The organism is Tropicibacter sp. S64, assembly GCF_049803835.1.
Lineage (GTDB): Bacteria > Pseudomonadota > Alphaproteobacteria > Rhodobacterales > Rhodobacteraceae > Pacificoceanicola.
Window position 1 is genome coordinate 21,637 of record NZ_JBNAGK010000012.1, and the last position, 12,934, is coordinate 34,570.

The 12,934-nt window shown below is 66.3% G+C and carries 15 protein-coding genes; 2 read left to right on the forward strand and 13 right to left on the reverse strand.

Translation table 11 applies throughout. The annotated features are described in order from the left end of the window. The first annotated feature begins 263 nt into the window (after positions 1 to 263). Together ACP159_RS18470 and ACP159_RS18475 are read left to right on the forward strand one after the other, a co-directional pair. On the forward strand, positions 264 to 1,532 hold the full coding sequence (locus tag ACP159_RS18470) for a pyruvate dehydrogenase complex dihydrolipoamide acetyltransferase (RefSeq protein ID WP_425101341.1): 1,269 nt from the start codon (positions 264 to 266) through the stop codon (positions 1,530 to 1,532). Positions 1,533 to 1,587: 55 nt separating this feature from the next. After that, positions 1,588 to 2,463 (forward strand): hypothetical protein, encoded by an 876-nt coding sequence (locus ACP159_RS18475; protein ID WP_425101187.1) that lies wholly within the window; start codon positions 1,588 to 1,590, stop codon positions 2,461 to 2,463. A gap of 21 nt (positions 2,464 to 2,484) precedes the next feature. Here the strand turns inward: ACP159_RS18475 and cysE are convergent, their stop codons facing one another. The 13 genes from cysE to ACP159_RS18540 form a co-directional block, all read right to left on the reverse strand. Continuing rightward, a complete protein-coding gene (gene cysE / locus ACP159_RS18480) occupies positions 2,485 to 3,300 on the reverse strand; it encodes a serine O-acetyltransferase (protein WP_425101188.1) in 816 nt (271 codons plus the stop codon). Positions 3,301 to 3,590: 290 nt separating this feature from the next. Then, entirely contained in the window at positions 3,591 to 3,884 is a 294-nt protein-coding gene (locus ACP159_RS18485) for a hypothetical protein (RefSeq protein WP_425101189.1), read from the reverse strand. Beyond that, positions 3,881 to 7,813: a baseplate multidomain protein megatron gene (locus ACP159_RS18490; RefSeq protein WP_425101190.1), complete on the reverse strand. Its 3,933-nt coding sequence runs from the start codon at positions 7,811 to 7,813 to the stop codon at positions 3,881 to 3,883. The genes ACP159_RS18485 and ACP159_RS18490 overlap by 4 nt, the downstream gene beginning before the upstream one ends. A 3-nt stretch (positions 7,814 to 7,816) precedes the next feature. After that, entirely contained in the window at positions 7,817 to 8,248 is a 432-nt protein-coding gene (locus ACP159_RS18495; RefSeq protein ID WP_425101191.1) for an NlpC/P60 family protein, read from the reverse strand. Then, positions 8,245 to 9,129, reverse strand: coding sequence for a DUF2163 domain-containing protein (locus tag ACP159_RS18500; RefSeq protein ID WP_425101192.1), 885 nt, complete (start codon positions 9,127 to 9,129; stop codon positions 8,245 to 8,247). Before ACP159_RS18500 ends, ACP159_RS18495 begins: the two co-directional genes overlap by 4 nt. Further along, a complete protein-coding gene (locus ACP159_RS18505; protein ID WP_425101193.1) occupies positions 9,129 to 9,761 on the reverse strand; it encodes a phage distal tail protein, Rcc01695 family in 633 nt (210 codons plus the stop codon). The genes ACP159_RS18500 and ACP159_RS18505 overlap by 1 nt, the downstream gene beginning before the upstream one ends. A gap of 12 nt (positions 9,762 to 9,773) precedes the next feature. Further along, complete coding sequence (locus tag ACP159_RS18510) at positions 9,774 to 10,436, reverse strand: phage tail tape measure protein (protein WP_425101194.1); 663 nt, start codon at positions 10,434 to 10,436, stop codon at positions 9,774 to 9,776. Next, the gene (locus ACP159_RS18515) at positions 10,433 to 10,633 is read right to left on the reverse strand and encodes a rcc01693 family protein (protein ID WP_425101195.1); all 201 of its coding nucleotides are present in this window, start codon (positions 10,631 to 10,633) and stop codon (positions 10,433 to 10,435) included. Before ACP159_RS18515 ends, ACP159_RS18510 begins: the two co-directional genes overlap by 4 nt. Next, positions 10,620 to 10,952, reverse strand: coding sequence for a gene transfer agent family protein (locus ACP159_RS18520; protein WP_425101196.1), 333 nt, complete (start codon positions 10,950 to 10,952; stop codon positions 10,620 to 10,622). The genes ACP159_RS18515 and ACP159_RS18520 overlap by 14 nt, the downstream gene beginning before the upstream one ends. Then, entirely contained in the window at positions 10,952 to 11,374 is a 423-nt protein-coding gene (locus tag ACP159_RS18525) for a phage major tail protein, TP901-1 family (protein WP_425101197.1), read from the reverse strand. Before ACP159_RS18525 ends, ACP159_RS18520 begins: the two co-directional genes overlap by 1 nt. A 70-nt stretch (positions 11,375 to 11,444) precedes the next feature. Beyond that, entirely contained in the window at positions 11,445 to 11,858 is a 414-nt protein-coding gene (locus ACP159_RS18530) for a DUF3168 domain-containing protein (protein ID WP_425101198.1), read from the reverse strand. Continuing rightward, a complete protein-coding gene (locus ACP159_RS18535; RefSeq protein WP_425101199.1) occupies positions 11,855 to 12,190 on the reverse strand; it encodes a head-tail adaptor protein in 336 nt (111 codons plus the stop codon). Before ACP159_RS18535 ends, ACP159_RS18530 begins: the two co-directional genes overlap by 4 nt. Beyond that, entirely contained in the window at positions 12,187 to 12,780 is a 594-nt protein-coding gene (locus ACP159_RS18540) for a head-tail connector protein (protein ID WP_425101200.1), read from the reverse strand. Before ACP159_RS18540 ends, ACP159_RS18535 begins: the two co-directional genes overlap by 4 nt. Between the last annotated feature and the right edge of the window lie 154 nt (positions 12,781 to 12,934).

The following is a 12,934-nucleotide window of genomic DNA, read 5'->3' on the forward strand; positions in this document are numbered from 1 at the left end:
CGGAATTCCTGATGGCGGGCCTGCGTCCCGGCGACCGCCCCACACATCAGGACGCCTACGAATGGATCGCCGCCCACCGCAAGCCGCTGGCCGAGGCGATCAAGACCCTGGCATCCGGTAGAACGCCGCGCCGACCCTACGACACGCTTGTCCTGCTTTCTTCTCTTTCCAAATACTCCGGGGAGTCCGAGGGGCCGGCCCCGCCGGGCCCCCGCCCCCCCCACAAAAACCCCCCCCCCGCCCCCCAGCCGACAGAAATCCTCATGCCCGCCCTCTCTCCGACCATGGAGGAAGGCACCCTCGCCAAATGGCTGGTCATGGAGGGCGACACGGTCCAATCCGGGGACGTGATCGCGGAGATCGAGACCGACAAGGCGACGATGGAGTTCGAGGCCGTGGACGAGGGTACCATCGGCAAGATCCTGATCGCCGAGGGCACCGAAGCGGTGAAGGTCAACACACCCATCGCCGTCCTGCTCGAAGACGGGGAAAGCGCCGGCGACATCGCCGCGCCGGTTGCGAAGCCGCAGGCGGAGGCAACCGCGGCCGCCGAGGTGGCTCCTGCAAGGGGCCCCGAGAAGGCCGCCCCCCCGGCTCCAGAACAGGACGGAACCCGGATCTTCGCCACCCCCGTCGCCCGCCGTATTGCCGCCGACAAGGGGCTCGATCTCAGCGTGATCAAGGGCTCCGGCCCGCGCGGCCGCATCGTCAAGGCGGACGTGGAGAGAGCAGAGACGCAACCGGCGACGGCACAGTCTCCGGCACCCGCCGCGCAGGCCCCCGCGATACAGGCGCCCCGGCCTGCCGACCCCGGCGCAATCGCCAAACTCTACGAAGGCCGCGCCTTCACGGAGGTCCCGCTCGACGGCATGCGCAAGACCATCGCCGCCCGCCTCACCGAGGCCAAGCAGTCGATCCCGCATTTCTACCTGCGCCGCGACATCCGCCTCGACGCGCTCCTGACCTTCCGCAGCCAGCTCAACAAGCAATTGGAGCACCGCAGCGTCAAACTCTCGGTCAACGACTTCATCATCAAGGCCTGCGCCCTCGCGCTCCAGCAGGTGCCCAAGGCCAACGCCGTCTGGGCCGGCGACCGTATCCTTCAACTGGAGCCGTCCGACGTGGCCGTCGCCGTCGCCATCGACGGGGGGCTGTTCACGCCGGTGCTGAAAGACGCTGAAAACAAGAGCCTTTCGGCGCTTTCGGCTGAAATGAAAGACCTCGCCGCCCGCGCCAAGTCCCGCAAACTCGCGCCGCATGAATACCAGGGCGGCAGCTTCGCGATTTCCAACCTCGGCATGTTCGGCATCGACAATTTCGACGCGGTCATCAACCCGCCGCACGGCGCGATCCTGGCCGTTGGCGCGGGGGTGAAAAAGCCTGTGGTCGGCAAGGACGACCAGATCGAAGTGGCCACGATCATGTCCGTCACCCTCTCCGTCGATCACCGCGTCATCGACGGGGCACTAGGGGCGGAACTGCTGACCGCGATCAAGGACAACCTGGAAAACCCCATGGCCATGCTGGCCTGAGGCGCAACAACACGGGCAATGCCATCCGCAACGCCCCCGACGAAAGACCGTTTGAGTGAGTTTCTATTTCAACATTGCCACCGACAAGACCGTCACCGCAGACCAGATTCTCGAAGCCCTCGGACGCCCCGAAGTTTCGGTGGACGACAACAAGATGATCTTCCACATCCCCGGAAAATCCCTGCGCGGGGCCTGTGTCTATCACTCCGACGAGGGCTATGAGGTCGGAGTCAACGCCTTCACCCCCAAAACGGATGCCCGCCTGACCCGGGACGTCGCGGCCGCCATCGCCTGGCTTACTGGTGCGTCCGTCGTGCCCGAGGACAGCGAAGACAGTTTTTCCCCGGAATACATCGCGGACTACGGCGGCGAGGACTGGGTCGCCGAGCGGTTCGACGAAGCGTATTTCCTCGCCCGGCGCCCCGATGACGCCGCCGAGGGCGGGCCCCTTAGCGTTGCAGGCTACAAGCGCACATTTGCCGTGACCCCGGACATGTTTGAGCAGGACGCCGGTTCACTGGAGGACGCAATTCGCGCGGTGATGCAGGTGGGGATCGACTTGCAGACGTTGGATGACCGGGAAGATATCTTTGCCGCCAGCCTCATGTCTTTCACCCCGCCCGCGGCACCGCCGCAATCGACACTGCGACGGATGTTCGGTTTGTCAAAACCTGTATCCAACGTTCGGGAGCCCTATACGGCCTTTTTCATCGGACCGGACGTCCGGACTTTGACGCCTTACAACGAGACATCAGACCCGTTCTACGTCCATCTCAGCGTGGATCAGAAGGCAGTCTTCCGGCTTCCGGCTGATGACTTCTTTGCCTACGCTGAAGCGGCTGGAGCCCGTGCCTACGGAGCACAAGTCTACGACATCACGATCAGTCAGGCCGACCATGCGAAATTGATGCAACAAGCCGAGCCCGCCTGACCGGCGGGCACGGGCCCCGCCTCACACCTTGTCCGCATCCCGCAGCAGGTGGTCCATGCTGATCGACGGCTGGGCGCAGCCCGCCTTGCCGACGATCTTCGCCGGAACACCCGCCACCGTGGTGCACTCCGGCACCTCGTTCAGGACAACGGACCCCGCCGCGATGCGGCTGCAGTCGCCGATGCGGATGTTGCCGAGCACCTTGGCCCCGGCCCCGATCAGCACGCCATTGCCGATCTTCGGGTGACGGTCTTCCTCTTCCTTGCCGGTGCCGCCGAGGGTCACCGAATGGAGCATGGAGACGTTGTCGCCCACCACCGCCGTCTCGCCGATGACGATGGAATGGGCGTGGTCGATCATGATGCCCCGGCCGATCTTCGCCGCCGGGTGGATGTCGATGCCGAAGACTTCGGAGGAGCGCATCTGGAAGAAATACGCCATGTCGCGCCGCCCCTGCTTCCACAGCCAGTTGCCGACGCGATACGCCTGAACGGCCTGGAACCCTTTGAAAAACAACAGCGGCTGCAGGTAACGGTGGCAGGCAGGGTCACGGTCGTAGACCGCGACGATGTCGGCACGTGCGGCGGCGGCAAGATCGGGATCGGCCTCGTAGGCACCGTCGCAGATTTCCCGCAGGATCTGCTCGGACATCTCGCCGTTGGCCAGCTTGAGCGAAATCCGGAAGGCGAGCGCCTTCTCCAGCGTCGGGTAATGCAGGATCGAGTAATGCACCATGCCGCCCAGCAGAGGCTCCGCCTGAACGGCCTCCTCCGCCTCCCGCACCACACGGGCCCAGACGGGATCGAATTCGGCAAGTCTTGCGCGCGTTTCAGCCATCGTGTTTCTCCTTTGACCCGGGCACGATAGCAGATAGTCGCTTTGTCGCGAAACGCAAATCCGTGATGCGGTAAATCGCCAGCTGTGAACGCGGCAGACAGAAAGGCCGACCCGGTCCGCGCGTGCCCCCCCCCCCCGCACCCGCGTCCTTCGGACGTGGTGATTGCCTGTTTCGCCGCGTCCCGGCTTGACCCGGGACATCAGCGCCGGACCGCATTGGCAAGACGAATATGATGGAAGCCCCGGGAGTGAGCCGGGGTCCATACACGCCTGCCAGAAGCAAGAGAGCGCTACCCCGGCATGTTCCGCCGCCCCCGCAGCGCCTCCAGAACGGCCACGAAACACTCCGCGAAATCCGGATCGTCCAGCCGCCGCTCGGGTGGCAGGCGGCCCCACCCCAGCGCCGCCGCCATCAGCGTGCCGTTGCCCCAGAACGGATGCGCCTTGCCGAGCCGCTTGCGGTAACGGTCCGCCGCCTCTGCCTGCGTCACCAGCCGCCGGGCCAGCGCCTCTCGGGCGCAGGCGGGCACCATCAGAAGCACCCGCGCCGCCGCGCTCACATCGCCATGCAGGACCGGCCTCACAGCATCACCACCGTACTGGCGAACGGCCCCGGGCCGAACCGGGCGGAGACCTGCGCCACCGACAGCGTGGCGAGACCGCTGGCTCCGTCTGCACTTTGCATGGCGCTGGTATAGGTCCACTCCGGCACCGCCACCTGCGCCTCGCGCAGCACCGTACCGCCCTGCTCCACCCGCACGACATAGGCCTCGAGGTCTTCGCCCAGCGGGACATCCGCAAGGTCCCAGCTGTCGCCCTCGATCCGCGTCCGCCGGATCCAGCGCAGGGTCTGCCCCGTTGCCGATCCCGAGGCCGTCAGATGCACCGGGCTGTACGGCCGCAACCCGTTGCCCTCGAAGGCATGGATCTCGTGCACGTAGCTCGGGTCGTCATAGGGCCGACGCGCCGGTCCGATGCGGAAATGCCGCTGCATCCGCCGTTGTGCCGCCGCAAGGGCGATCTGGGTCGGCAGGCCGTCCATCATCACCACGAGCGATCCGGCGGGCCAGGTCTGCGGCATCAGCGCATCGCTGCCCAATTGCCCGCGCAGCCGGTTCCTGAGTTCCCAGGTTTTCGGCCCGACAAGGTCCGCCTCCCGAAACTGCAGGAGTTCCCACCGGTCCGGCGTGCCGTCTCCGATCGCCATCAGGTTCCCGCCCGCCAGCAGCGCCTCGTCCGAAATGGACTGGAGCGTGCCATGCGGCAGCGTAATCCGCAGCGGCGCACCCGTGTCCATCCGCCCGACAGGCCCCGCGAACAACGGCACCTCCGTGACGCCCACGGTGGAGCGTGTCGCGATGATCTCGTTCAGCAGGTAATCCGCATCGAACGCCGAGTCATAAACCGCCACGCTCCCCGGCCAGGGGTCCGCCACGATGGCGAGATGCGGCGCATGCGGCACCTCGTCGCCGCGAATCAGCGGCAGGTCCATGAACACCGGCGTGACCGGGGCCACGCCCTTGACCGTGCGCATCTGGGCGCCCTCGTCATCGAATACCGCCGGTTTGAACACATCCGGCACGATCCGCACCGCGTCGATGATCTGCCGGTCGGTCACCTCGACCCGGTCAATGCGCGCCAGCACCGGCCCGGACTTCGACGGCAGCCGCACGATATCGCCCGCGCCCAGCGCCAGCTTCGACGGCGGCAGGGCAAAACGCATGCTGTCCCGCGCCACACGCGCTTCGGCGAGCCAGCGCTCGGCGGTCTGCCGCCCCTCGGCCCGGGTCAGGGTCATGTTCAGATCGGTCTCCGCCACCGCATGGGTGCGCTCGTCCGGCAGCACGGTTTCTTCAGTCGACACCGCATGATCGCCGTCCGCCTCGACGAACCCGACGCGCACCCGGCCGACCATCTCTACCTCTCCGGCGCGGGTCTCCATCAGGTCGCCCTCGACATCCTCGCTCAGGGCGAAGGCCGCCGGGTCCAGATCGACCGGATTCGCCCCGGTCCGCATCCGGAACACCAGAAGCCCGTCGCGTTCGATGGCGTCGAAGCCATAGGCGATCATCAACGGCTGCAAGGCATGCCGCGCATCCGAAACCCGGGGCACGACGTAGCCGCGCACGTAGCCATGCAACTGGCTGGTGTCGATCTCCGTCAGCCCGGACCGCTCACAAATTTCGCGCACGACCGAGGCCAACGTCCGCCCCGACGCCCGGCCATTCAGCCAATGCCCGCGCCGGTAGTTCGGCCCGTCCGACCACAGGTCCGCATTGCCCGGGAACCACGGATAGGGCCGCGCGTCCCAGGCCCAGACAAAGGCCTTGCCCATGTCGATCATCGACTCTCCATAGACCTCCGACACCGGATTGTGCGCCGCGTCGCCCCAGTAATCGTACATCGCGCGGATGTACTGACGCTGGATCAACTCGTCGCGCATTCCGTTGGAATAATACGGCAAAGACGATTCCGAGCTTTTTGGATCGACGAACTTGTTCGGCTGGTTGGTGCCCTTGTCCACCGATGCGCAGCCCAGTTCCGTGAACCAGATCGGCTTGCTCTGCGGTTCCCACTCGGTCGGGTCCTCCGCACGCACACCGCCAATCCGCTCGTAATGGTCATGCGACCACCAGTTCCGGATGTCCTTGTAGCGCCAGACCCAGGGCTCATCATAGGCGCCATCGGTAATGGGCTCCCGGCGTTGGAAGTCCCGGCCCTCCTGGCTGTCGTAAAACCAGTCATACCCTTCACCCCCAGCGATGTTCGCCTTGAGGTAATCGAGGTTGTAGATCGACTGCCACGCGGCATCCGCATGGTCCTCCTCGTCGCGCCAGTCGGAGAGCGGCATGTAGTTGTCGATCCCGACGAAGTCGATCTCGTCATCGCTCCAAAGCGGGTCGAGGTGGAAATAGAGGTCCCCCGAACCATCCTGCGGATGATACCCGAAATACTCCGTCCAGTCCGCCGCATAGCCCAGCTTGACGGATGGCCCGAGCAACGTCCGACACTCCGCCGCCAGCGCCTTGAGCGCCTGCACCGCCGGGAAGCCCGCGGCGCCCCGGATCTGCGTCAGACCGACCATCTCGGAGCCGATGCAAAACGCGTTCACGCCGCCCGCCGCCGCACAAAGCGCCGCCTGGTGCAGAATGAACCGGCTGTAACTCCACTCCGCCGGACCAGTGTATGTGACGGTCCCGTTGCCCACTGCGAAATCCGCCGCCGTTACCGTACCGATGAACGCGGCCACCTCCGCATCCGCGACAGCCGTGCCATCCGGCGAGCCGTCCCGCCCCGGTGCAACGCTGAGCGTGATCCGCCCGCGCCACGGCAGTTTTGGTTGACCTGCCGCGCCGGTCCAGGGATCGGGCAGGCTGTTGGTCATCTGTTCCATCAGGATGAAGGGATAGTACATCACCTCCACACCCTCGTCGGCCATCTTGCGGATTGCCTGCACCACGGACGTGTCCGTTGGCGTGCCGCCATAGACAGGCCGCTCCATGGAGGTCGGCACCATCTCCGCCTCGTCGCGCGTCAGCCCGCTGACCGACCACGGCATCTTCGGAGCCTCGAACTCCTGATCCTCCACCTTCGGCTTGATCTCACAGGACCCGCAGCGCAGGTCGCTGCCGAACCAGCTCACCACAAGCGATGCCGACGTACAGCCCGGCATTTCCTCCCTCAACTGCTTGAGAGAAGTATTGAAATCCGGATCCTCGGAGGGCGAATTGACGTTCACCACCTTCTTGCCGGCCTTGGAAATGCCAAACTGGTTCGTCGAACCGGCGGTATAGTTCATATAGACCGGCTCGGTCGCCAGCGCATATTCCCCCGTCCCCGGGATCATCGCCACGCCGGTCACCGCGTTCGGCACATCGCCGGCGTCCTCCAGCTCGGGCCGTACGACTTCAAAGCTGAACTGCGGAATCCGGTTGCCGAATTCGCCGAGTTGCAGATCCTCCATGACCACATAGGCGGTGCCCCGGTACGCCGGCACCAGCCCCGTTCCCTCCACCGCCTCGATCTTCGGATCGGGCAACTGGTCATGGGTCCCCCGATAAACCCGCATGTTCAGGTCCTTCAGCGGCACCTCGACGCCATCGGCCCAGACCCGCTGCACAGACGCGATCTCACCCTCGCAGAGCGCAAGGGCAAGGCTCACCGAATAGCTGAACGTCTTGGTCTTCGGCTGCGGCGGAGCCCCCTTGCCGCCACCCCCGGTCTTCTTGACATGCTCCTCGAAATGGGTCGCCCAGATCACATGCCCGCCAAGCCGCATGCGGCCATAGACCTGTGCAATCGGGGCGCCTTCACCAGCGCCGGTCACCCGGAACCGGTCGATCTTGCCGACCTCCACCGCATCGGAGCCCTGCCCCATGATGCGCTGGTCGATGGCGTGACCCAAAGATGCGCCTATGAACCGGCCAACCGCCGTCATGCTCAGTCCGAGCAGCGAGCCGCCCATGGAACTGCCAATCGCCGCACCCGCGACCGAAAGAAGGATCGTAGCCATGCCTCACACCTCCGCTGGAAAGGCGAACCGCGCCACAACGCGCCGCGCCCATGGTGCGCTCAGCGCACTCTCGATAACCCCATGCCCGCTGTAGGCATGAATGAATGCCGCGTCCGTCCCGGTCCGCGACTGGATGCCCACATGCTTGGCAACAGACCCGTCCCGCATCCGGAACAGCAGCACATCGCCCGCCGCCGGCTCGCCCAGCGACTTGCGCGACAGATGGGCCATAGCCGCCTGCCACAGGCGCTCTTCGCCCTGTGGCTCGGACCAGTCCATCGTGTAGGCGGGCACCTGCACCGGCTCCGGCCCGATCACCTCGCGCCAGACACCCCGAAGCAGCCCGAGGCAGTCACAGCCCGCGCCCTTCGTGGACGCCTGATGCACGTAGGGCGTGCCGATCCACGTCCGCGCCGCGCCAACAATCGCGCTCATCGCCTGCTGCCCCCACCCGTCGCCTTGGCGCTGCCCGCATGGACAAACACCCAGTCTTCCTCCGGCACATCCGGGAAGCCCTGGAAATTGACGAGGTTGTTGAACTTCAACCGACAGGTCTCGAACCGCTTGTCGCAGCCCGCGATCAGCCGAACCTGATCCCCCGGCGCGACATCCGCGCGCAAAGGCTCCCACAGGTCGATCCGCCGCGTCCCGTCGCTCTGCGCCTCGTCCCGCTTGATCGCCCCGGCCAGCCCCGCCGCCGAACCGCTCAGCACCTCTAGCCGCCCACGCTGGAACCAGCCGTCCTCGAACCCGCTCAGGTCCGCGAAGGTGAACGCCCGCGTCTCCTCGACGCGCAGCACCCCGCCTTCATGAAAATACCCGCCCGAGGTCACATCGAACCCGCACGCCCGGTCACCCAGCACCGCCGAACACGGTTTCTGGAACACCCGCCCCAAAGGCCGGTTCAGCTTGTCCGTCAGCCCGCGCAATTCCGCATGAAACGCGCCATTGCCCCGGCGCAACTCGCCGATGTGGCCCCGGAACATCACCCGCCGCGCCGAGACATCCGCCCAGTTCACCAGCCAGGAGACCACCTCGGCGTCGTCGAACCGCCCTGCCGCAATGTCCTCTTCGCGGATCGAGGCATCGCTCAGGGCGCCCATGGCCTCGGTATTGTCCACCGCCAGCCCCGTCGCCTGCTGAAGCGCCCGTGCGCTCAATCCGGTATCCGCCCGGAACGTGATCCCGTCGAACGACAGATCCCGGTCATGGTCGGTGAACCCGTAGACCACGCCATCCCGGCGCGTCACGGCCCAGGCCCGGGCCACCGTGCTGGTCCCGGCCTGCAAATGCGTGTGAAGCTCCGTCGCGCCCATCAGACCCGAACCTCCACAACCGGCACATCCGGCACCTGACCGGCACGGAAGCTGGCGACACTGACGTTGATCCGGTCGGTGTCGAACCGCACCGGCACGTCGAACTCGAACCCGGCACTCACCTCGACCCCGGCCAGAGGCGGCTCGACGAAGGTTATCAAACCCTTCTCGACGTCCAGCGTGAAATGCACACCCTCGCGCGCCTCCACATCCTGCACTGCCGCCGTCACCGTCCCGGCCACCGGCTTGGTGATCGGCCGTGCGTAGGAGCCCTCGCCGGACTGATAGGTCTTGATCAGCTGGAACGTCTTGGTCACGCCGTCGCCATGGCCGATCACCTGATCGCCCATTTCCGGCTTGCGGGAGGGCTTGCAGGATTTGTAGTCCGCCCAATCCTTCCAACGGAAGCCGTAGATCTGCCCCTGCCGCGCCTCGAAAAACGCGATCAGCGACGACACATCGTCCAGAGACCGCAGCCCAAGTCCCGCATCATACCGCCGACGCGAATGCGCCCAGGGCGTGTTGCGCTCTTCGAACCCGCTGGTCAGTTGCACGATATCCGTGCGCCGCTCCGGTCCGCCGACCGAGCCAAAGCTCAGATCCGCCGGGAATCTTACCTCGTGAAACGCCATCTTTCCCTCCGTTTACCTGTTCCGCGCGCCCTTGCTCAGAGCCCGGCTCATCTGCGCTGCGATCTGGGACTGGCTGCGCTGGAAGCCCTGCACATCCGGCGTGTGAATATTCATCACCACCGTCACCGGCTGCCCGCCGCCTTGGGCCCGCACGCCGAGCTTGCCATCGGCGCCCCGGGTCAGCGGCATGATCGCCTCCGGCCCCGCCTCGCCCATCAACCCCGTGCCGCCCCGCATCGGGAAGGTCACCGGGCTGCTGACGACGCCGCCATTCGCAAACGGCATCACCCGCCCTTGGGAAAAGCTGCCGCCATTGGCAAAGGGCGAGAACGAGCCGAACATCGCCGACATGCCCGACGCGAGCAGCCCGCCGACATGGTTCGCCACCGGCTGCACCGCCGCCTTGTAGGCCGCGTTGATCATCGACTGCGCGACAACGCCCAAGGCGTCAGACAGCTTCATGCCATCCAGCACCACGCCGTCGATCGCCCGACTCACGCCCGAACTCAAAGCCCGCTCCAGCTTCGCTGCGCCGTCGCCCGTCGCCGAGAACGTCGAGTGAATGCGCTTGAGTTCGGCGTCGAACTCCGCCGCCATCGCGACGGCCCCGCCAAGCGATCCCTGCAGCGCCTCGATCTCGGTGCCGAGATCGTCGATCATATCCAACTCGCTCATTCCATTGCCCCTTCCGTGTGATCCGGGAACGCCGCCATCAACTCATCGAGCCGCGAGCGCCCCATCGGCCTGCCGCCCTGGCCTTCGCCCAGCAGCACTTGCAATTCCGCTGGGGTCAGCGCCCAGAACTCGTCCGGGCTCAGCCCCAGCCCACGCACCCCGGCACGCATCAGCGCGGCCCAGTCAAACCCCTGCATCCGCGCTCTCCGGCGACATGAAGGCCCGCGCCAGCAGCTCCGCCGAGGCCTTCGCCGCCGCCATCGGCCCGCCCTCGATCTCCGCCTGCAAGAGGTCCGACGCCCGGCCGTTCCAGCCGCCGCCGCGAAGCCCCGCGACGATCAGCATCAACACGTCCCGCGTGTTGAACGCCCCCTTCTCGAACCGCTGCACCAGGTCGACGAGGGAGCCGCTTTCGAGGCTCGCCTCCAGTTCGGCCAACGCCCCAAGCGTCAGCCGCATCACGCGGCGCTCGCCATCCACGACAAGCGCCACTTCCCCCCGCCACGGATTGGCCATCACGCCACCGGCAGAGCGATGAACTCGAGCGCACCCGCCGAAGCCAGCGAGACCTCGTAGGTCGCCTCGCCGTTGTGCGATCCGGCATACTCGATGGACGTCACCTGAAACGCGCCCTCGACGGTGCCGAAATCCGGGATGATGACCTGAAACTCCGGCGTTTCGCCGTCGAAGAAGATCTGCCGCGCCCGCTCGTCCGTGCCCGCGTCCTTGAAGACACCCGACCCGGAGATGTTCGCGCTCTTGACGCCTGCGCCCGCCAGCAACTCGCGCCAGCCGCCCTGGCTTTCCAGCGTGGTGACATCCACCTGCTCGGCATTGAAGCTCACCCGCGTGGCCCGCAGCCCCGCCATGGTCTCGAACTGACCGTCGCCGGTCAGGTCCACCTTGATCAGAAGATCCTTGCCGTTCTGTGCACCCATGATCCTACTCCAGTTGATGTGGGTTGAGAGAAGACCCGCGCAAACCACGGGCATTGTTCAGGAAATCTTTTCAGGCTGCGTCGTCCTCGACACGTGCCCGGAAGGTCATGTCGATGCGCCGCGCACCGTTGCTCTCGCGCTTCGCCTTCGCCTTGCGGAACCACAGCCCGACCAGCCGCCCCCGGCTCAACGTCAGAGCGGCCCCGTCCAGCGCGTCGCTCACCGCGCCCGCGGCTTCCTTGGCGCTCTGGAACCCGGCCACATCCGTCACCACCGAAATGGTGAACTCGTGCCAGGCGCCGCCGTCTTCGACATCGGACGCCTCGGTGACGAACTCAGGCCCGAGCGAGACATAGATCGACGGAACCGCCCCGGAGGGCATCGCGTCGAAGATGTCGTCCCCGACCAGCGCCTCAAGCGCTGCATCCGCCTGCAACTGCGTGTAAACTGCTGCCTGCAAAGGCGCGGACATGCCGTAACTCATGGGCTGACCTCCATTTCGCACTGGCAGACGAGGTACTGTCCACGCGGGCCTTCCTCGATGACTGCCTTGATGACGTGAACCTGGTCCCCGGCGACGAACCGCTGACCCGGGACCGGGCGATTGCTCTGCCCCACCGGCGCGCCGCGCACGGTGATCCGGCACACGGCCCGCGACAGAACCCCGTCGGTGCCGCTCACCTCCCGCCCGGAGCGCGGCTCGACCTGCGCCCAGAGCGTTCCCAGCGCCTGCCAGCCCTGCACGAACCCCCCGGCACCATCCGGCGTCCTGACGGGGGCCTCCAGAACGAGGCGTCTGTTCAGGGACGGCGTCATACGCCCATCCCCAGCCGCATCGGGCGATACCGCGCGATCAGGCTCGTCACGCCGAACGGCATGCATCCCTGGCCCAGCGCCGTCTCATCCCGGTATTCGTAGTAGTGCGCCGCAAGCAGTAGCACCGCCTGTTGCAGGTCCGCGGGAACGTCACCAAACGCCGGACCGTAGCCCGCAACGAACCGCACTTCCGCCGCGCCCTCCGGTGAAATCCCCGGCAAGCTGCTGCCCTTCGCCTTCAGCACCGGAGCAAAGCTGTCCTTGACCAGCCGGTACCGCGCCGGGTCGGCAGTCGTTGTCGCCCCGTAGGCATCCACCAGCGTCACATCCGTGATCGCCTCGACCGGCGCCACCGGCAGCGGCTGTGCGTCCCCCTCTCGCCATTCATCGACCGTCATCACGAAAGCCCGCGACATCAGCGCCTTGGAGCACCGCGCCTCGATCGCCGCCAACGCCGCCCGCAGGAAGGACTTCAGAACTGCGTCCTGCACGTCGTCTTCAGCAAAGCCGGTCCCGAGGCGCAGATGCTGCTTGAGCGCATCCACGGGCAGAGCCGCGTCAGCCACCTGTGTTTCTTCCACCAAGATCATCTCAATTCTCCAAAGCTCCTCGCCCGTCCCCCGCTTGCATACTCAAGCGGGCGCACGCCGCCCGCGTCGCAGTGGCGGAGGGGGCAGCTGGACAACGCCGTTGGCGTGCGCCCTGTGAAGGACGGACCAGCACGGCCCGCCCCCCAGTTCCGTC